The sequence below is a fragment of the Cupriavidus sp. MPR-AND1C genome (assembly GCF_058809705.1).
The window spans coordinates 153,758-172,555 of the sequence record NZ_JBXASU010000004.1 but is presented as its reverse complement, the minus strand read 5'-3'; the positions used below and the strand labels follow the sequence as shown (position 1 = coordinate 172,555).

At 67.0% G+C, this 18,798-nt stretch carries 15 protein-coding genes and 1 pseudogene; 9 read left to right on the top strand and 7 right to left on the bottom strand.

Annotated elements, in window-relative coordinates:
* Positions 1-49 precede the first annotated feature (49 nt).
* The 6 genes and pseudogenes from gsiC (at position 50) to AC1RWI_RS04380 (ending at position 5,980) form a co-directional block, all read left to right on the top strand.
* On the top strand, positions 50-970 hold the full coding sequence (gene gsiC, locus AC1RWI_RS04405) for a glutathione ABC transporter permease GsiC (RefSeq protein ID WP_492864770.1): 921 nt from the start codon (positions 50-52) through the stop codon (positions 968-970).
* An 11-nt stretch (positions 971-981) separates the two neighbouring features.
* Positions 982-1,899 (top strand): glutathione ABC transporter permease GsiD, encoded by a 918-nt coding sequence (gene gsiD / locus AC1RWI_RS04400; protein WP_043346999.1) that lies wholly within the window; start codon positions 982-984, stop codon positions 1,897-1,899.
* 13 nt (positions 1,900-1,912) lie between these two features.
* Entirely contained in the window at positions 1,913-2,980 is a 1,068-nt protein-coding gene (locus tag AC1RWI_RS04395; protein WP_492864768.1) for a DmpA family aminopeptidase, read from the top strand.
* A 13-nt stretch (positions 2,981-2,993) separates the two neighbouring features.
* The gene (locus tag AC1RWI_RS04390) at positions 2,994-3,806 is read left to right on the top strand and encodes a M55 family metallopeptidase (protein ID WP_492864766.1); all 813 of its coding nucleotides are present in this window, start codon (positions 2,994-2,996) and stop codon (positions 3,804-3,806) included.
* Positions 3,807-3,955: 149 nt separating this feature from the next.
* Positions 3,956-4,805 (top strand): annotated as a pseudogene (locus AC1RWI_RS04385) (hypothetical protein).
* 95 nt (positions 4,806-4,900) lie between these two features.
* Positions 4,901-5,980 (top strand): M14 family metallopeptidase, encoded by a 1,080-nt coding sequence (locus AC1RWI_RS04380; RefSeq protein WP_043346989.1) that lies wholly within the window; start codon positions 4,901-4,903, stop codon positions 5,978-5,980.
* A 100-nt stretch (positions 5,981-6,080) separates the two neighbouring features.
* On the opposite strand, the gene prmB is transcribed toward AC1RWI_RS04380, so the two are convergent.
* From prmB to dapC, 6 genes are all read right to left on the bottom strand, one after another.
* Complete coding sequence (gene prmB, locus AC1RWI_RS04375) at positions 6,081-6,974, bottom strand: 50S ribosomal protein L3 N(5)-glutamine methyltransferase (RefSeq protein ID WP_043346987.1); 894 nt, start codon at positions 6,972-6,974, stop codon at positions 6,081-6,083.
* A 25-nt stretch (positions 6,975-6,999) separates the two neighbouring features.
* The gene (gene dapE, locus AC1RWI_RS04370; protein WP_492864763.1) at positions 7,000-8,151 is read right to left on the bottom strand and encodes a succinyl-diaminopimelate desuccinylase; all 1,152 of its coding nucleotides are present in this window, start codon (positions 8,149-8,151) and stop codon (positions 7,000-7,002) included.
* A 98-nt stretch (positions 8,152-8,249) separates the two neighbouring features.
* Entirely contained in the window at positions 8,250-8,597 is a 348-nt protein-coding gene (locus AC1RWI_RS04365) for an ArsC family reductase (RefSeq protein WP_492864761.1), read from the bottom strand.
* 50 nt (positions 8,598-8,647) lie between these two features.
* Positions 8,648-9,007, bottom strand: coding sequence for a hypothetical protein (locus tag AC1RWI_RS04360; RefSeq protein WP_173430681.1), 360 nt, complete (start codon positions 9,005-9,007; stop codon positions 8,648-8,650).
* Between the two features lie 190 nt (positions 9,008-9,197).
* Positions 9,198-10,025 (bottom strand): 2,3,4,5-tetrahydropyridine-2,6-dicarboxylate N-succinyltransferase, encoded by an 828-nt coding sequence (gene dapD / locus AC1RWI_RS04355; RefSeq protein ID WP_043346976.1) that lies wholly within the window; start codon positions 10,023-10,025, stop codon positions 9,198-9,200.
* 94 nt (positions 10,026-10,119) lie between these two features.
* On the bottom strand, positions 10,120-11,337 hold the full coding sequence (gene dapC, locus AC1RWI_RS04350) for a succinyldiaminopimelate transaminase (RefSeq protein WP_492864817.1): 1,218 nt from the start codon (positions 11,335-11,337) through the stop codon (positions 10,120-10,122).
* Between the two features lie 210 nt (positions 11,338-11,547).
* Between dapC and AC1RWI_RS04345 the strand changes: the two genes are divergently transcribed.
* Positions 11,548-12,528 carry a DMT family transporter gene (locus tag AC1RWI_RS04345; RefSeq protein WP_043346972.1) on the top strand — a complete coding sequence of 327 codons (981 nt, stop codon included), beginning with the start codon at positions 11,548-11,550 and terminating at the stop codon, positions 12,526-12,528.
* A 13-nt stretch (positions 12,529-12,541) separates the two neighbouring features.
* Here the strand turns inward: AC1RWI_RS04345 and AC1RWI_RS04340 are convergent, their stop codons facing one another.
* Positions 12,542-13,417 (bottom strand): ferritin-like domain-containing protein, encoded by an 876-nt coding sequence (locus tag AC1RWI_RS04340; RefSeq protein ID WP_492864759.1) that lies wholly within the window; start codon positions 13,415-13,417, stop codon positions 12,542-12,544.
* Positions 13,418-13,867: 450 nt separating this feature from the next.
* Between AC1RWI_RS04340 and smc the strand changes: the two genes are divergently transcribed.
* Together smc and AC1RWI_RS04330 are read left to right on the top strand one after the other, a co-directional pair.
* Positions 13,868-17,383, top strand: coding sequence for a chromosome segregation protein SMC (gene smc, locus AC1RWI_RS04335; protein ID WP_492864757.1), 3,516 nt, complete (start codon positions 13,868-13,870; stop codon positions 17,381-17,383).
* The gene (locus tag AC1RWI_RS04330; RefSeq protein ID WP_492864755.1) at positions 17,380-18,765 is read left to right on the top strand and encodes a cell division protein ZipA C-terminal FtsZ-binding domain-containing protein; all 1,386 of its coding nucleotides are present in this window, start codon (positions 17,380-17,382) and stop codon (positions 18,763-18,765) included. The genes smc and AC1RWI_RS04330 overlap by 4 nt, the downstream gene beginning before the upstream one ends.
* The last annotated feature ends 33 nt before the right edge of the window (positions 18,766-18,798 follow it).

The following is an 18,798-nucleotide window of genomic DNA, read 5'->3' as shown; positions in this document are numbered from 1 at the left end:
TCGCGGGGGCAGGGCGGGCGGCCCGCGGTCTTTAATCATCCGGTGCATCATGCTGAATTACTTTCTCAAACGATTCCTGGGCGTGATCCCCACATTGCTGATCGTGGCAGTGCTGGTGTTTCTGTTCGTCCACCTGTTGCCCGGCGATCCCGCCCGGCTCGCGGCTGGCCCCGAGGCCGACCAGACCACGGTGGAACTGGTGCGCCGCGATCTCGGCCTGGACAAGCCGCTGCCCGAGCAGTTCGTGCAATTCTTCTCGAACGCCTTGCGCTGGGAGTTTGGCAATTCGCTGCGCACCAAGCGTGCCGTCAGCGAGGAAATCGGCGACCGCTTCATGCCGACCCTGTACCTGACGCTGGCCTCGATGGTGTGGGCGGTGATCTTCGGCATGGTGATCGGGATCAGCTCGGCCGTCTGGCGCAACCGCTGGCCCGACCGCTTCGGCATGACGCTAGCGGTGTCCGGCATTTCGTTTCCCGCCTTCGCGCTGGGCATGCTGCTGATGGAGGTGTTCTCGGTGCAGTTGGGCTGGCTGCCGTCGATCGGCGCCGATACCTGGAAGCACTACATCCTGCCGTCGATCACGCTGGGCGCCGCGGTGGCCGCCGTGATGGCACGGTTTACCCGCGCCTCCTTTGTCGAGGTGCTGAATGAAGATTTCGTGCGGACCGCGCGCGCCAAGGGCGTGGGCGAGTTCCTGGTGGTGGCCAAGCACTGCCTGCGCAACGCCATGATTCCCGTGGTGACCATGATGGGCCTGCAGTTCGGCTTCCTGCTGGGCGGCTCGATCGTGGTGGAAAAGGTGTTCAACTGGCCTGGCCTCGGACGCCTGCTGGTGGACGCGGTCGAGATGCGCGACTACCCGGTCATCCAGGCCGAGGTGCTGCTGTTCTCGCTTGAGTTCATCCTGATCAACCTGGTGGTCGACGTGCTGTACACCGTCATCAACCCCGCCATTCGTTATAAGTAAGTGAGGCCGGCATGACCCAGCTATCCACGCCCGCCAACGGCGAGTCCGCCGTCCCGGCCACAGCCGCCACGCAAGAAGCCGTGCGCACGCCCTGGACCGAGTTCTGGCGCAAATTCCGCAAGCAGCACCTCGCACTCGGCGCCGGTGTGTTCGTGCTGCTGCTGGTGGCGGTGGCGGTCCTCGCCCCGCACCTGGTGCCTTACGATCCGGAGAATTTCTTCGACTACGACGCGCTCAATGCGGGCCCCAGCGCCGCGCACTGGTTCGGCGTCGATTCGCTCGGACGCGACATCTTCAGCCGCATCCTGGCCGGTGCCCGCATCTCGCTGGCCGCGGGCTTCTTCTCGGTGATCATCGGCGCCATCGTGGGCACCGTGCTCGGCCTGCTGGCCGGCTACTACGAGGGCTGGTGGGACCGCATCGTGATGCGCATCTCCGATGTGCTGTTCGCCTTCCCCGGCATCCTGCTGGCGATCGGCATCGTGGCCATCCTCGGCAACGGCATGACCAACGTGATCTTCGCGGTGGCGGTGTTCAGCATCCCGGCGTTCGCCCGCCTGGTGCGCGGCAATACGCTGATGCTCAAGCGCCTGACGTATGTGGAAGCCGCGCGCAGCATTGGCGCGTCCGACTTCACCATCCTGATGCGCCACATCCTGCCGGGCACCATCTCGTCCATCGTGGTGTATTTCTCGATGCGCATCGGCACCTCGATCATCACCGCCGCCAGCCTGTCCTTCCTGGGCCTGGGCGCGCAGCCGCCCACGCCGGAGTGGGGCGCGATGCTTAACGAAGCCCGCGCCGACATGGTGACCGCGCCGCACGTGGCGATTTTCCCCAGCCTGGCCATCTTCCTGACCGTGCTGGCGTTCAACCTGCTGGGCGACGGCCTGCGCGACGCGCTGGATCCGAAGATCGACCGGCGCTAAGGAGCGCACGCGGATGTCCGTATCCATGCCGCATATCGGCGCGTTGCCAGCCGGCGCGCGCAACAGCATCACCGACGTGCCGGGCGTGGCGGTTGGCCAATGCACGCTGGCCGACGGCGCCTGCCAGACCGGCGTGACGGTGGTGTTGCCGCACGGCGGCAACCTGTTTACCGACAAGGTGCCGGCCGCCGCGACCGTGCTCAATGGCTTCGGCAAGAGCGTGGGCCTGGTGCAGGTGGAAGAGCTCGGCGTGCTGGAGACGCCCATCGCGCTGAGCAACACCTTTGCCGTGGGCGCGCTGTCGCAGGCGCAGATCCGGCAGGCCATTGCAGCCAATCCGGAGATCGGGCGCGCCTGGCCAACGGTCAACCCGCTGGTGTTCGAGTGCAATGACGGCTACCTGAACGACATACAGGCGATGGCCGTGCAGCAGGCGCATTATGCGCAAGCCTGCGCCGCAGCCAGCGTGGATTTCGCGCAGGGCGCGGTCGGGGCCGGGCGCGGCATGTCGTCGTTCGGACTGAAAGGCGGCATCGGCTCGGCCTCCCGCCAGGTGGGCGGATACCATGTGGGCGTGCTGGTGCAGGCGAACTTCGGCACCTTGCCCAGCTTCACCGTGGCCGGCGCGCGCCTTGGCGGCTTGCTGGCCGAACGGCTCCAGGCGCATACGCAAGCGCCGGCGGAGTCAGGGCCGGAGAAGGGCTCGATCATCATGATCCTGGCTACCGACGCGCCGCTCGACGCACGACAGCTGCGCCGGCTGTCGCTACGCGCGGGGGCGGGCCTGGCGCGTACCGGCTCGGTATTCGGCCACGGCTCGGGCGACATCGCGCTCGCTTTTTCCACCGCCTACACCGTGCCGCAGCAAGCCGGCGCACCCATGCCGGCGCTGGCCATGCTGCACGAAACCCGGCTCGATACGCTGTTCCATGCCGCCGCCGACAGCGTTGAGCAGGCCATCCTGCATGCGCTGTGGCAGGCCGAAACCGTGCGCGGCCGCGATGGGCACCAGCGTGTCGCGCTGCGCGAGTTGATGCCCGAGCTGCCGCAATGGCTGCTGCGCACGGCACCGACGAACTGAATCTCCACAAGCCATGAAGATCCTGATTTCCACCGACATCGAAGGCGTAGCCGGGGTATTCCATCCCGAGCAGACCCGCGCCGGCAACGGCGAGTACGAACGCGCCCGCGCCTGGATGACGGCCGAAGCCAATGCCGCCGTGCAAGGCGCCTTCGCGGGCGGCGCGGTCGAAGTGCTGGTCAACGATTCCCACGGCGGCTTTCGCAACCTGCTGCCGGACCAGCTCGACCCGCGCGCGCGCCTGGTGCTAGGCAAGCCGCGCTACCTTGGCATGATGGCCGGGGTGCACGGCTGCGACGGCGTCTTCATGATCGGCTACCACGGCCGCGCGCAAAGCCGCGGTATCCTCGCCCACACCATCAACAGCAGCGCGTTCGCCCGCATCTGGCTCAACGGCCAGGAACTGGGCGAGGCCGGGATCTACGGCGCCCTGGCGGGCGAATTCAGTGTGCCGGTGCTGATGGCCAGCGGCGACGATGTCTTCGTGGACGAGACCCGAGCGCTGATGCCCTGGGCGCGCTATGTGCAGACCAAGCAAGCCGGCGGGCAAGGCAGCGGCACCTCGCTGTCGCTTGCCGCATCGCGCGACGCCATTGCCGCGCAAGCCGAGCAAGCCGTACGCGAGCAGGCCGGGCAGCCCCTGAAGCTCAGTGGCCCGATCCACTGCCGCTTGCAAACCCAGGGCCCGGCCTATGCCGACCTGTTCTGCCAGTGGCCCGCGCTGGAGCGCGTGGACGGCGTGACGCTGGCGTTCGATGCCGCTTCGGTGCAGGCGGCCGTGCGCATGCTGAACTGCCTGTCGGCGATGTCGTTCATGCTGAAGTAGGGCGCGGCGCGGCCTGTTGAGGCGGTCGTGGCGGTTGTGCCCGCTAGTGCCCGCCGCATGGTGGACAATGGCGGGTGGCAGGCGCCGGTGGCGCCCCGCAGGCAATCAGCCACTTCGCAGCACTCATCACGGCAGGCACAAGCAGATTCATGATCGCAGTCAACGACGGGAGCTGGACTCCCGTACGCAAGGATTTTGTCGAACCCGGCACACGCTGCCGGCAGCAGGTCGGCCGTGGGCGGCACCACGGCTTCGGCAACGGTCAGGCCTTTATCCTGCGCGACGGGCAAGGCCACGAGTACCCCTTTGGCGAGGCCTGCGCGCGGGCCGTGCTTGCTGAGCCAGACCTGTTGTACCTGGTGCCCGACTACACCGAGCGGGACGCCGGCCAGCCCGTGCCCGAAGCGACCGCGCCGGACAACGAGGAGTTCGAGGCCGCCGGCCCGGGCCCCCCGCCGCCCCCCCCCCCCCCCCCCGCGTGCCCGCGGCGCGGCGGGTGGCGCCCGCCAAGGCAAGGCCAGCGACGCCGCGCTGCGGCGTACGGCCGCCATCCGTTACCTCGTGCTGCGCATGGAAAAGGTGGCCGGCGTGCCGCGCGTGCAACCCACCGTGCGTTTTCCTGCGCTCGAAGCGGTGTATCAGTCCTACCTTGAAACCGGCGAACTGCCGGATGCCCAGGTCAAGCGCATTCTCGCCATCGAGCGCAGCGCCACCACGCCGCCCAAGCTCAAGACCATCAACCTGCTCGACGTCTACACCGCGCACGTCAAGCTGGAGCGCGTGATCCAGGAATCCAACCGCGTCGAGCAGCGCCGGTTCCTGCGCAGCATCCATGACTGGCTGGCGCGTCACCTGGTGCTGTCCGCCGCCCAGATCGCCGCGGCGGGCATCCAGATGCATCCGCATGCGTTCCGCTCCCTGTTGCTGCGTGAGGCGGTGCCGGCAGATGCGGCCAAGGGCGAGAAGGGCACCAAGAGCGCGAAGGGCGGCAAAGGCTAGCTGCCCGGCTTCGGGCGGCTTCGGATGGCAATGCCGGCCAAGTTGGCGTTTAATAGCGGCACCCCCACTCCTCGCCAAGCGCGAAATCTGCTGTCATGTCCTTGCACACCAGCTTTTCCCGCAGTTATGCCGAAGCCCGGCAGAAATTCCTTGAAGCGGCCCGGGCTGCCGGCGGCACCCTGACCGCGTTCCCCCATCCCACCAAGCGCGGCTGCGCCGGCGAGGAACTCGCCATGGATGTCGCCTGGGTGGGCGGTGCCGAGGCCAGGCGCGTGCTCATGGTGACTTCAGGGATGCACGGGGTGGAAGGCTTCTGCGGCTCCGGGGCGCAGGTCGCCATGCTGGGCGACGCGGATCTGCTGCAGGCGTGCGCTGGCGCGGGCGTGGCGCTGCTGCTGGTGCACGCGGTCAATCCCTACGGTTTCTCGCATATGCGCCGGGTCAACGAAGACAACGTTGACCTCAACCGCAATTTCATGGATTTCACCCAGCCGCTGCCCGACAACGCGCCGTACGCCGAGGTGGCGCCCATGCTGCTGCCCGAGCACTGGCCGCCCTCCGAGGCCGACCAGGCCGCGCTGATGAAGGCGGTAGCCGAGAAAGGCTTGCCCTGGTACCAGGCGGCGGTGAGCGGCGGCCAGTACCAGGCGCCGCACGGGCTGTTCTTCGGCGGCAACAAGGCGACCTGGAGCAATTACACGCTGCGCCGCATCCTGGCGCGCTTCGGCGCCGGGCGCGAGGCGCTGCGCTGGATCGACGTGCATACCGGCCTGGGCCCATGGGGCTATGGCGAGCCTATCTATATGGGTCCGGACCGCGAAGAGGAGATTGGCAGGGTGCGCGCCATCTGGGGCGGCAATGTCACTTCGATCTACGACGGCTCGTCGGCTTCGGCCAATCTCAACGGCATGGCCTGGGTGGCCGTGCCGGAGACTTTGCCCACGCTGGCATACAACGGCATCGCGCTTGAATTCGGCACCTTGCCTGTCACCGAGGTGCTGGAGGCACTACGTGGCGATCATTGGCTACACCTGCACCCGGAGGCGGATGAAGGCCAGCGGAATCTGATTCGGCAGGCGATGTGGCATGCCTTTTATGGGGATGCGGACGACTGGCGGGCGAGCGTGGTGGAGCAGGTCAGGGAGGCGGTGGTGAAGGGGCTGGCGGGATGGTGAGGGACCGAGCGGACTGAGCGGGCTATCCGGCCGTCGCGGCGGGTATCCATTGCGAAGAAAGACGGCCGCAGGAGCCTGCGGCCGTGTCTTGAGCAAGCCTTCAACCTGGCAGCGCTTCGTAAGTCAGCAGGAACACCTGCTCATCGCCAGCGCTGACCGGCAGCCAGACGATCTCCAGGTCGGGGAACGCGGCCTGCACATTGGCGTGCTCGTTGCCAATCTCCACCACCAGCGCGCCGCCCGGGTTCAGGTGCGCCTTGGCGCCGGCGATGATGCGGCGGACCACGTCCATGCCGTCGTCGCCGCCAGCCAGTGCGATGCGCGGCTCGGCCTGGTATTCGGCCGGCAGCGCTTGCATGGAGGTTTCGTTGACGTAGGGCGGGTTGGTGAGGATCACATCGTATTTGGCGCCCGCGGGCAGCGGTGCGTACAGGTCGCCCTCGTACAGGCTGATGCGGTCTTCCATCTTGTAGTCCGCCACATTGCGGCGAGCCACGGCCAGCGCATCCGGCGAGATGTCGACCGCATCGATGCGGGCCTTCGGCCAGACGTGCGCGGCGATGATGGGCAGGCAGCCGGAGCCGGTGCACAGCTCCAGCACCGGGCCGATTTCGGCGCTGTCGCCTACCCACGGTTCCAGCCCTTCATGCAGCAGTTCGCCAACGAAGCTGCGCGGCACGATCACGCGCGAGTCCACGTAGAAGCGCAGGCCGTGCATGAAGGCCTCGTTGGTGATATAGGCCGCGGGCACGCGCTCGGTCACGCGGCGCTCGATGACCTGCAGCACGGCGTCGACTTCTTCGGGCAGCAGGCGCGCGTCGAGGAACGGGTCGAGCGTGTCCAGCGGCAGGTGCAGCGTATGCAGCGTCAGGTACGCGGCCTCGTCATAGGCATTGGCGCTGCCGTGGCCAAAGGACAGCTTGGCCTGGGTAAAGCGCGATACCGCGAAGCGCAGCAGGTCGCGCACGGTGAGCAGGGGGGAGGAGGTTGCCATAGCGTCTTTTTCTGGTCCGCGGCGATCAGGCGATCAGGCGTTCCAGCACGCCACGGTAAATGTTCTTGAGGGGTTCGATAAATCGCACTTCCACGTGCTCGTCGATCTTGTGGATGCTGGCATTGGGCGGCCCGAACTCGATCACCTGCGGGCAGATCTTGGCGATAAAACGGCCATCCGAGGTGCCGCCGGTGGTGGACAGCTCGGTCTTGACGCCCGTTTCCGCCGCGATGGCGCCAGCCAGCGCTTCGGACAGATCGCCGCGCGCGGTCAGGAAGGGCTCGCCGCCCAGGGTCCAGTCCAGGTCGTAGTCCAGCTGGTGGCGCTCCAGGATGGCATGCACGCGCGCCTTCAGGCCATCGGGCGTGCTGGCGGTGGAGAAGCGGAAATTGAAATCCACGGTGACATGGCCGGGGATCACGTTGGTGGCGCCGGTGCCGCCGTGGATATTCGACATCTGCCAGCTAGTGGCGGGGAAGTACTCGTTGCCTTCGTCCCAGCGCTCGTTCACCAGGTCGGTCAATGCGGGCGCGGCCAGGTGGATGGGATTCCTGGCCAGGTGCGGGTAGGCGATATGGCCTTGCACGCCCTTGACGGTGAGCTTGCCCGAGAGCGAGCCGCGCCGGCCGTTCTTGACCATGTCGCCGAGCGTGTCGACCGATGTGGGCTCGCCGATCACGCAGTAATCGAGTCGCTCGCCGCGCGCCTTCAGCGCCTGGACCACCTTGACGGTGCCGTCGTGCGCGGGGCCTTCCTCGTCGCTGGTGATCAGGAAGGCGATGGAGCCGGCGTGGTCCGGGTGGGCCTGCACGAATTCTTCGACCGCTACCACGAAGCCAGCGATGGAGGTCTTCATGTCGGCGGCGCCGCGGCCGTACAGCTTGCCGTCGCGGTGGCTGGGCAGGAAGGGGTCTGAGCCCCATTGCTCCAGCGGGCCGGTGGGCACCACGTCGGTGTGGCCGGCAAAGGCCAGCAGCTTGCCGTGCTGGCCGCGCGTGCCGCGCTTGACGGCCCACAGGTTGGTCACGCGGAAGTCGTCCGGGCCGCTGACGATGGCTTCGCAGGCGAAGCCCAGCGCCTTCAGGCGGGTTTCCAGCACGGCCTGGCAGCCTTCATCGGCGGGCGTGACGGAGCGGCGGCGGATCAGGTCTTCGGTGAGGGCGAGGGTGGGGTTCATGGTGGCAGCGAGGAGGCACCTGGCGCCGGAGTCCGGCGGGGTGCATGGTTCGAGTCTTGCGTCCTGGCAGCGCGCATGTCCTGGCGCTGCCATCGGGCTTAAAAAAGGCTGGCGTAATTTTCCGCTGAAAAACCTACGCTGACGCTGCCCTTGTGGGCCAGCACCGGCCGCTTGATCAGCGACGGGCTTTGCTGCATCAGCGCAATCGCGCCGGCTTCCTGTTCTGCAAGCGCCTTGTCCGCGTCGGACAGCGCGCGCCAGGTCGTGCCTTTGCGGTTGAGCAGGGTGGCGAGCGGCACTTGCGCGAGCCAGCCGCGCAGCATGGCTTCGTCCACGCCTTGCTTCTTGAAGTCGTGGAAGGTGTAATCCACACCGTTGGATTCCAGCCAGGTGCGGGCTTTCTTGACGGTATCGCAGTTGGGAATGCCGTAGAGCAGGACAGTCATGGCGATAAGTGGAGGCGATGAGCGGAGAAATGCGGGGCCGGCCGGTCTGGCTAGCGCAGCAAAAGGTTGAGGGCGACCACCAGGCCGGCAAGCCCAAGCGCAAAGCCGGCCATGGCCACGCCGGTCATCAGGCGCAGGCGGCGATCCAGCCGTGCGGCTTCGCGGCGCAGGGCCTCGATGGTGATGGCGTGTTGCTCGGCCAGCAGCTTGACGGCCTCGGCCTGCTGCATGGCGGCGTTTTCCAGGTCCGCAATGCGCGCGGCAGGGTCGCGCGTGTCCGGGCCAGGCATGTCTGCGGTGCCATCGCGGCGCTTGCCCTTCTTGATCTTCTCGATGGTCTTGTTGGCCTGTTCGAGGATCGTGGGCAGCAGCGAGAGAACGGTGGTGACAGTGGTCGGGTCCAGGGCCATGAGTCGCTTGCGAAGGGCGGGCCAGCGGCGGCCGGCGGCGGTATCCATTGAGCGGGAACCGTTGGAGAGCGGGGAAAGGGCAAAGGGGTGAGGGGAGCGTTGGCGTTCCGATCCGGCATTCCGGTTCAGACCGGCCGTGCACGCGCACGGTTCCGGGCCAGGGGCGCTCCCCTCGATGCAGCGGGCGAGATCAGTCGCCGCGCAGCAGGTCGTTCAGGCTGGTCTTGGCGCGGGTCTGCGCGTCCACCTTCTTGACGATCACGGCGCAGTACAGGCTGTACTTGCCATCCTTGGAAGGCAGGTTGCCCGCCACCACCACCGAGCCAGCCGGCACGCGGCCGTAATGGATCTCGCCGGTTTCGCGATCATAGATCTTGGTCGACTGGCCGAGGTACACGCCCATCGAGATCACCGAGTTTTCTTCCACGATCACGCCTTCGACCACTTCCGAGCGCGCGCCGATGAAGCAATTGTCTTCGATGATGACCGGGTTGGCCTGCAGCGGCTCGAGCACGCCGCCGATGCCGACGCCGCCGGACAGGTGGACGTTCTTGCCGATCTGGGCGCACGAACCGACGGTGGCCCAGGTGTCGACCATGGTGCCTTCATCGACGTAGGCGCCGATGTTGACGTACGAAGGCATCAGCACGGCGTTTTTGGCGATGAACGAGCCACGGCGGGCGACCGCCGGGGGCACCACGCGGAAGCCGCCCTTGGCGAAGTCGTCGGCGGTCCAGTTGGCGAACTTGGTCGGCACCTTGTCGTAGAACTGGGCGAAGCCGCCAGCGGACATCGGCGCGTTGTCTTCCAGGCGGAACGACAGCAGCACGGCCTTCTTGATCCACTGGTTGACAATCCATTCCTTGCCTTGCTTCTCGGCCACGCGCAGGGCGCCGGTGTCGAGCTGGCCGATCACATTGGCCACGGCTTCGCGGATGTCGTTGGGGGCGGACTTGGGCGAGAGGCTTGCGCGGTCTTCCCATGCCTGGTCGATCAGGGCTTGCAGTGCTTGCGTCATATGCGTGTTTTCAGTGGTTGATCGTTGTCTACAACAAAATACGGTGTGTGTACGGTGTGTGCCGTGCGGCGCACTTCGCCCGCGTCCGCGGGTTTCAGCCCAGCGACTTGCAGAAGGCGACGATGCGGCGCGCGCCTTCCAGGCATTCCCCGGGCGTGGCCACCAGCGCCATGCGCACGCGGTTGGCGCCCGGGTTGATGCCATCGGCCTCGCGCGCCAGGTAGCTGCCCGGCAGCACAGTGACGTTCTGCTCGGCCAGCAGCCGCGCGGCAAACTCGGTGTCGGACAGGCCGGTGCGCGAGACATCCGCCCACAGGTAGAAGCCGGCATCGGGCAAGGCCACGTCCAGCACCTCGGCCAGCATCGGCGTGACCTCGGCAAACTTGCGCACGTAGGCGGCGCGGTTGTCGCGCACATGGGCCTCGTCGTTCCAGGCCGCCACGCTGGCGGTCTGCACCGCTGGGTTCATGGCGCCGCCGTGATAGGTACGGTATAGCAGGAATTTCTTCAGCAGGGCGGCATCGCCGGCCACGAAGCCCGAGCGCAGGCCCGGCACGTTGGAGCGCTTGGACAGGCTGGAAAACATCACCAGGCGCTCGAAGGGATGTGCGCCTTCGGCGCGGCCCAGCTTGTGCGCGGCTTCCAGCGCGCCCAGCGGCGGCTCGCCTTCCTTGAAGTAGATCTCGGAGTAGCACTCGTCCGAGGCGATCACGAAGCCATGGCGGTCGGACAGCGCGAACAGCTCGCGCCAGTCTTCCAGCGACAGCACGGCGCCGGTCGGGTTGCCCGGGGAGCACACAAAGACCAGTTGCACCTTGGCCCAGGTCTCGGCGCCAATGCGGTCGAACGCGGGCGCGAAGTTGCGCGCCGGATCGCTGTTGGCGAACACGGGCGTGGCGCCGGCCAGCAGCGCCGCGCCTTCATAGATCTGATAGAACGGGTTGGGGCACAGCACCAGCGCGCCGGGCTGGCTGGCGTCGACCACGGTCTGGGCGAAGGCGAACAAGGCCTCGCGCGAGCCGGTGACCGGCAGCACCTGGGTCGTGGCATTGACCGCCGGCAGATTGTAGCGGCGCTGGATCCACGCGGCCATGCACTGTCGTAGTGCATCGGATCCGGCCGTTGTGGGATAATTCGCCAGTCCTTGCAGCGCGTTCGACAGCGCCGTCTTGATGAATTCGGGCGTGGGGTGCTTGGGTTCGCCGATGCCGAAGCTGATCGCGGGCAGCGCGCCATTTGGTTTGACGTCAGCCAGCAGCACGCGCAGTTTCTCGAACGGATAGGGCTGGAGCAGGTCGAGGCGGGGATTCACGATCAGGTTCAGGCCGGTAGGGCCAAGCTCAAAGCCAGTCATTATAGAGGATTGCCGGACATTCCCGTGCGCCGGCAAGGCCCTGGCGGCGCGGCGCGGCGGCTTGTGGCTTGTCTGCGGCCGTGCGCGACCAGCCCCGGCTGTCCCGCAGTGATTTTCCGATACCGAATACCGACTGGCTGCCCAAGTGGCAGCCTTGACCGTTTTCCCATGAGCCATCTGCCCGCGACTTCCACTGCTTCGGCCCCGGCCGACCCGCATGCCTTCAAATCCACCTTGTCCATCCTGCTGGGCGCCTCGGTCTGGGGCATCGCCTGGTTTCCCTACCGGGTTCTTGCCGGCTGGGGTCTGGGCGGCATGACGGCAGCCGCGCTGGTGAGCGCCATGGCCGCGCTGATCGCCCTGGTGGCCTTCGCGCGCCACCTGGGTGGCCTGCGCTGGTCGTGGCTGTTCGTGGCGATCGGGCTGGCGGCAGGCGTGACCAACGCCGGCTTTGTATGGGGCAGCGTCAACGGCCATGTGATGCGGGTGTTGCTGCTGTTCTACCTGACGCCGGTATGGACGGCCTTGTTTGCCCGCGTCTTCCTGGGCGAGAAACTATCGGCATCCGGCTTGCTGCTGGTAGTGCTGGCGCTGTTTGGCGCGGGGCTGATGCTGTGGACGCCGGAAGTGGGGCTGCCGCTGCCCACGCGCGCAGCGGAATGGTCCGGCCTGATTGGCGGCATGGGGTTTGCCGTCAACAATGTGCTGTCGCGCCGGGCCGGGCAGCTTTACCCGGAGATGGATGCGCGCCTGCGCACCGTGATGGTCTACGTGGGCTGCACCGCGGTCGGCCTGCCGTGCGCGCTGTTGCTGGAGCCGGGCGGTGTGGCGCTGGCGCCGGTGATCGGCTGGGGTGGCGTGGCGCTGATGCTGGGCCTCGCCGCGACGCTGGTACTGAGCAATTCGGTGGTCCAGTATGGACTGCAGCGCCTGCCGGCCAACCGGGTATCGCTGCTGATGCTGTTCGAGATCGTGATCGCGGCGGTGTCGTCGTGGTGGCTGGCGACCGAGACGCTGAGCTGGAAGGAGGCCGCCGGCGGCCTGTGCATCGTGGCGGCTGGCGCCTTGTCGGGGCTGGTGCACCGCACCAAGGCGCGTCGCGCCGGCAACGCCGCCGGTGTGGCGGACCAGGCGCTGCAGCCGCAATAGGTGGCGCCGCGCCTCAATAGAGCATCGCCCGCGACACCACCGCCACCAGCGGCTTGCGGATGGCGCGCTCCACGCTGGCATGCAGGTGCAGCGGGCGGAGCAGCATCTTGACCGTCATCTCGATCGGCAGGTTGCGCCGGATCACGGCGCTCACCCGGGAGTTGAGCCGGCGCACGTCCCGTTGCGGGATATCCTCGGTGCCGCGCTCGATGCGCAGCACGTTGCGCAGCGCGATCTGCGCGTCTTCGTTCTTGATTTCCAGCAAGCGGCGCACCAGGGCGCCCAGTACACGCAGGCGGCCGAGCCGTTCCACGCCGTTGAAGGTGTTGAAGTAGCGGTAGAAGTGCTTGTAGTGGCGCACCTCGTCATCGGCGATGCGCCGCGTCAGATTGCGTAGCACCGGCTCGTCGCTGGCTTGTTCCAGGGAGCGGTAAAGGGCCGCGGTGCCAGTCTCGACCACGCAGCGCGCGGCCATCTCAAGGGCTTTCGTGGACTCGAAGTTGTCGATCGAGCAGGTATGGCGGTATTCCTCGAAGAACCGCGCATAGCCGCGCTCCCAGTCGAACTCGGGCCAGACATGTTCCACATAGCGCCGCAGGGCCAGGCCGTGCTGCAGCTCCTCTGCCTCCCAGTGTTCGGACAACCAGCCGGAAGCCTCGGGATTGGCGGCGTAGTAATTGGCCAGGTTGCCGGCGTACGTGTCCGAGCCGCTTTCGACAAAGGAGGCCGACACCAGCAGGTAGAACAATTCCCGATCGGACCGGACAAGGGCGGTGTCGATGGCCTGGAAATCGATGTCGTCCAAGGACCAGGGTGGTGTTGTAGCCACATTCACGGCATCGTGGTCGGGCAAGCTGCTGTCTGATATCGCCGGTGAGAAGGCGGTCATGCTGGACACTCCCAGAAGGGGCGCGAAGCCGGGCTCCGCGTTGGCCGGTGGCAGCCATTGCGCCGGTGACGGGGCGGCAGGTGCAATGGGCCTCAAGGATCACGCTGACAATGAGAGACTAGCACTAACCCTTGGAAGTTTCCCGCCGGCGCCAAGAAGTGCGGCGACGTCAAGCGCAGGGTGGTGATCTTTCGCCGCATGGCAGCATCGCCGCAAGCGTGGGGCGTGAACCGCACGGGGTGTATCGGAAGCGGCCCAAACGCCCTGGGGAAATGGCTAGCGCTTAGCCCGGAAAGCGCCCGGACGCCGAAGGCGCGATGGTATGATTAGCGCCATCTATCGGGCACAAGAGAGAAGGCATGGGGCGCAACCGGCACGCGCCGGCCCTGCTTCTCGTTGGGGCCCGGCTCTCCTGAACGCTGCATTACGCTAGATACCCCACGACCAACCGTGCGACTGTCCTCGATCAAGCTGGCGGGCTTCAAGTCCTTCGTCGATCCCACCAATTTTCAAGTGCCTGGCCAACTGGTCGGCATCGTCGGTCCCAACGGCTGCGGCAAATCGAACATCATCGATGCGGTGCGCTGGGTGCTGGGCGAGTCGCGCGCCTCCGAGCTGCGCGGCGAGTCCATGCAGGACGTGATCTTCAATGGCTCCACCGCGCGCAAACAGGCTGGCCGCGCCAGCGTCGAACTGGTGTTCGACAACCCTGAGGGGCGCGCCGGCGGGCAATGGAGCCAATATGCGGAGATCGCCGTCAAGCGGGTGCTGACCCGCGACGGCACGTCCTCCTACTACATCAACAACCAGGCCGTGCGCCGCCGCGATATCCAGGACATCTTCCTGGGCACCGGCCTGGGGCCGCGCGCCTACGCCATCATCGGGCAGGGCATGATCTCGCGCATCATCGAGGCCAAGCCCGATGACATGCGGATCTTCCTGGAAGAAGCCGCAGGGGTGTCCAAGTACAAGGAACGCCGCCGCGAAACCGAGAACCGCCTGTCCGACACGCGCGAGAACCTGACCCGCGTGGAAGACATCCTGCGCGAGCTCGGCACCAACCTGGACAAGCTCGAAGGGCAGGCCGAAGTGGCCCAGCGCTTCAAGACCTTGCAGTCCGACGGCGAGGAAAAGCAGCACCTGCTGTGGCTGCTGCGCAAGCGCGAGGCCCAGGCCGAGCAGGAGCGCAACACGCGCGCCATCGAGCAGGCACAGATCGACCTGGAAGCGCAAACCGCGCAACTGCGCCACGTCGAGGCCGAGCTCGAGACCATGCGCGCCGCGCATTACGCCGCCTCGGACAATATGCACACCGCGCAGGGCGGCCTGTACGAAGCCAATGCCGAGGTCAGCAAGCTCGAGGCCGAGATCCGCTATGTGGTGGAGTCGCGCAACCGCGTGCAGGCACAGATCGCCGCACTGACGGCGCAGCGCGAGCAGTGGCAGGGCAAGGCCGAGCAGGCTACCGATGCCCTGGCGCAGGCTGAAGAAGAGCTGGCGGTCGCCGAAGGCCGCACCATCGAAGCCCAGGAGGCCGTCGCGCACAAGACCGATGAGCTGCCCACGCTGGAAGCCCAGTGGCGCGATGCCCAGGTGCTGTCCAACGAGCAGCGCGCCAGCATCATGCAGGCCGAGCAGGCGCTCAAGCTGGAGGCCGCGCAGCAGCGCAGCGCCGACCAGATGCTGCAGCAGCTCGAGCAGCGTCGCGAGCGCTTGTCCGGCGAAGAAAAGGGGCTGGACCGCCCCGATGAAACCCGCCTGGAAGAGCAACGCGCCGAGCTGGCCGAGCAGGAAGCCGTGCTGGAAGAAGCGCAGGCCATCCTGGCTGACTCCGCCGACAGCGTGCCGCGCCTGGACGGCGAGCGCCGCAGCGCGCAGGAACGCGTGCAGCGCGAGGCCGCCGCGATCGGGTCGCTGGAAGCGCGCCTGGCCGCGCTCAAGCAGTTGCAGGAAAATGTGCAGACCGAAGGCAAGGTGCAGCCCTGGCTGGCCAAGCACGGCCTGGCCGAGCTGCCGCGCCTGTGGAAGAAGCTCCATATCGAGCCGGGCTGGGAAAGCGCGCTGGAATCCGTGCTGCGCGAAAAGCTCGGCGCGCTCGAAGTCTCCAACCTGGACTGGATCAAGTCCTTCCTGTCCGACGCGCCGCCCGCCAAGCTGGCCTTCTACTCGCCGCCGCCGGCCGCGCGCCCGCAGGAAACCCCCGCCGGCATGCGTGCGCTGATGGCGCTGGTGCAGATCACCGAGCCGGGCATCCGGGCCGTGATGCAGGACTGGCTGGCCGATATCTACACCGCCACCGATATGGCGTCGGCGCTGGCCCAGCGCGCCACGCTGCCGGAAGGCGCGTCGTTCGTCGTGGCCGAGGGCCACCTGGTGGGCCGTAGCTCGGTCCACCTCTATGCGGCCGATTCCGAGCAGGCCGGCATGCTGGCCCGCGAGCAGGAAATCGAAAACCTGCAGAAGCAGGCGCGCGCCCAGCTGCTGCTGTCCGACGAAGCCAAGAGCCAGGCGGTCCGCGCCGAAGCGGCCTACACCCAGGCCAGCGCCGCGCTCACCGAGGCCCGCGGACGCAGCGAGCAGGCCACACGCCGCGTGCACGCGCTGCAGATGGATGTGCTCAAGCTGTCGCAGGCCATGGAGCGCTACGCCGCGCGCAGCGGCCAGATCCGTGAGGAACTGGCCGAAATCGCCGCGCAGATCGAAGAGCAGCGCGCCATCCGCGCCGAGTCCGAAGCCAGCTTCGAGCAGCACGACGCCGCGCTGGCGCAGATGCAGTCCACGCACGAAGACCACCAGATGGCCTTCGAGGCGCTGGACAGCAAGCTGTCGTCGGCGCGGCACCAGCTGCGCGACTTCGAGCGCGCGGCGCAGGAAGCGCTGTTCGCTGAGCGCAACCTGGCTAACCGCATCGACGAGCTGCGCCGCAATATCCAGACCGCGGGCGACCAGTCGGAGCGTCTTGCCCAGTCGCTGGAAGATGCTCGTGTCGAGCTGGAAACCATCAATGAGCAGACCGCCCACACCGGCCTGCAGGATGCGCTGGAGCGCCGTGCCGAGAAGGAAGAAAAACTCCAGCTCGCCCGCACCGAGCTGGACGCGCTGTCGGCGCAGCTGCGCCAGTACGACGACCAGCGCCTGGCCGCCGAGCGCAGCCTGCAGCCGCTGCGCGACCGCATCACCGAGTACCAGTTGAAGGAACAGGCCGCGCGCCTGAACCAGGAGCAGTTCAGCGAGCAACTCACGACCGCCGAGGTGGACGAGGCCGCGCTGGCCGAGAAGCTCACGCCCGATCTCAAGCCCTCCTACCTGCAGGGCGAGGTCACCCGCCTGAACAACGCCATCAACGCGCTCGGGCCGGTGAACATGGCCGCGCTGGACGAACTGGCGGCGGCGCGCGAGCGCAAGACCTTCCTCGATGCGCAGTCGGCCGACCTGATCGACGCCATCACCACGCTGGAAGACGCGATCCACAAGATCGACCAGGAAACCCGCGCGATGCTGCAAGGGACCTTCGACCAGGTCAACCATCACTTCGGCGAGCTGTTCCCGTCGCTGTTCGGTGGCGGGCAAGCCAGGCTGATCATGACCGGCGACGAAATCCTCGACGCCGGCGTGCAGGTGATGGCGCAGCCGCCGGGCAAGAAGAACTCCACCATCCACCTGCTGTCGGGCGGTGAGAAGGCCCTGACGGCCATCGCGCTGGTGTTCGCCATGTTCCAGCTCAACCCGGCGCCGTTCTGCCTGCTCGACGAGGTGGACGCACCGCTGGACGATGCCAATACGGAGCGCTACGCCAATATGGTGGCGCGCATGTCGGACAAGACCCAGTTCGTCTTCATTTCCCACAATAAAATCGCAATGGAAATGGCACACCAGTTGATTGGCGTGACGATGCAAGAGCAAGGTGTATCGCGTATCGTCGCCGTGGATATGGACGCAGCGCTCTCGATGGCGGAGGCAGCATGACGCTCCAGACCGCCCTGATCGTTGCAGGCATTGTCCTGTTGCTGCTGGTAGTCGCCTACAACCAGTGGCAGATCCGCAAGGCGCGCCGCCCGCGCGCCCTGCAGCCCGAAGACGACCTGCCGCCGATGCGCGAGCCGGTGGTAAGCCCGGTGGTCAAGCCGGAAGTCAGCGCCAGGCTGCACGAGCCATTGCCCGAGCATCAGCTCGAGCGGCGCGAGCCCACGTTGTCGGCTTCGCCGCTGGACGCCGCCGCCGTGGCGGCTGGCATGGCCGCGAGCTCGGCCGACGCCGACGAAGCCCTGGCGGATGAAGTGGCCATCGCCGCGGCGCCGTCCTCGGCCCATGCGGCTGCCGGCAAGCCCGCGCATGCCGAGGAGGCTGGGTCTGCCGGGCTCGCCGAATCGTATGACGCCGCGGACCACGAAGAACATGCGGAAGATGCAGAACACGCGGAACAAGTGGAACGCACCGAACCGACAAAGCCCAGGCAAGATGCCGCGCCTGCCCAAGCGGCGCAGCAAGAGCCCGTTGCGCTCGATGGCCAGCCCACGCCGGCTGTCATCGATCCGCTGATCGACTGCATCGTGCCGCTGCGCCTGGAGCGCAAGAGCTCGGGCGATCGCATCCTGCCGCTCACCGGCCGCCTGCGCCGTGCGGGAACCAAGCAGGTGCACATCGAAGGCCTGCGCAGCGAAGCCAATGCCTGGGAGCCGGTCACCGCCGGCCATCAGTACGAGGACCTGCAGGTAGCGGTGCAGCTTGCCAACCGCAGCGGGGCGCTCAATGCGCTCGAGTTTTCGGAGTTCGTCAATGCGGTGGAAGCGCTGGCCGAAGCGCTAGACGCCTCGGCCGAACTGCCCGACATGACCGAGACGGTCGCCAACGGCCGCGAGCTCGATGCGTTTGCCGCCAGTTGCGATGTGCAGCTTGGCGTGAACGTGATCTCCGACGGCGCGCCGTGGTCCGCCGCCTATGTGCAGACGGTGGCGACCCAGGACGGGCTGGTCCTGTCGCGCGACGGCACTCGCTTCACGCGCTATCAGGCCAACGCCGAGGGCGTGCAGCGGGCGCTGTTCACGCTGCAGTTCGGCGATACCAATTTCCTGCGCGATGACCTCACGGCCAAGGCCGGCCGCCAGATCACGCTGCTGCTCGATGTGCCGTCCGCGGCGCAGGCGACCAAGCCGTTCAAGACCGTGTGCGAGTACGGCTACAGCCTGGCGCAACGCATGGGCGCGCAACTGGTCGACGACAATATGCGGCCGTTGAGCGAATCGTCCTTCGTCGCCATCTTCGGCCAGCTTCAAACACTCTACGACAAGCTGGAGGCCCGCGGCATGCCTGCGGGCTCGCCGGTGACGCTACGTTTGTTCAGTCTCTGACACGCCAGTACGCCAGTACGCCAGTTCGGCATC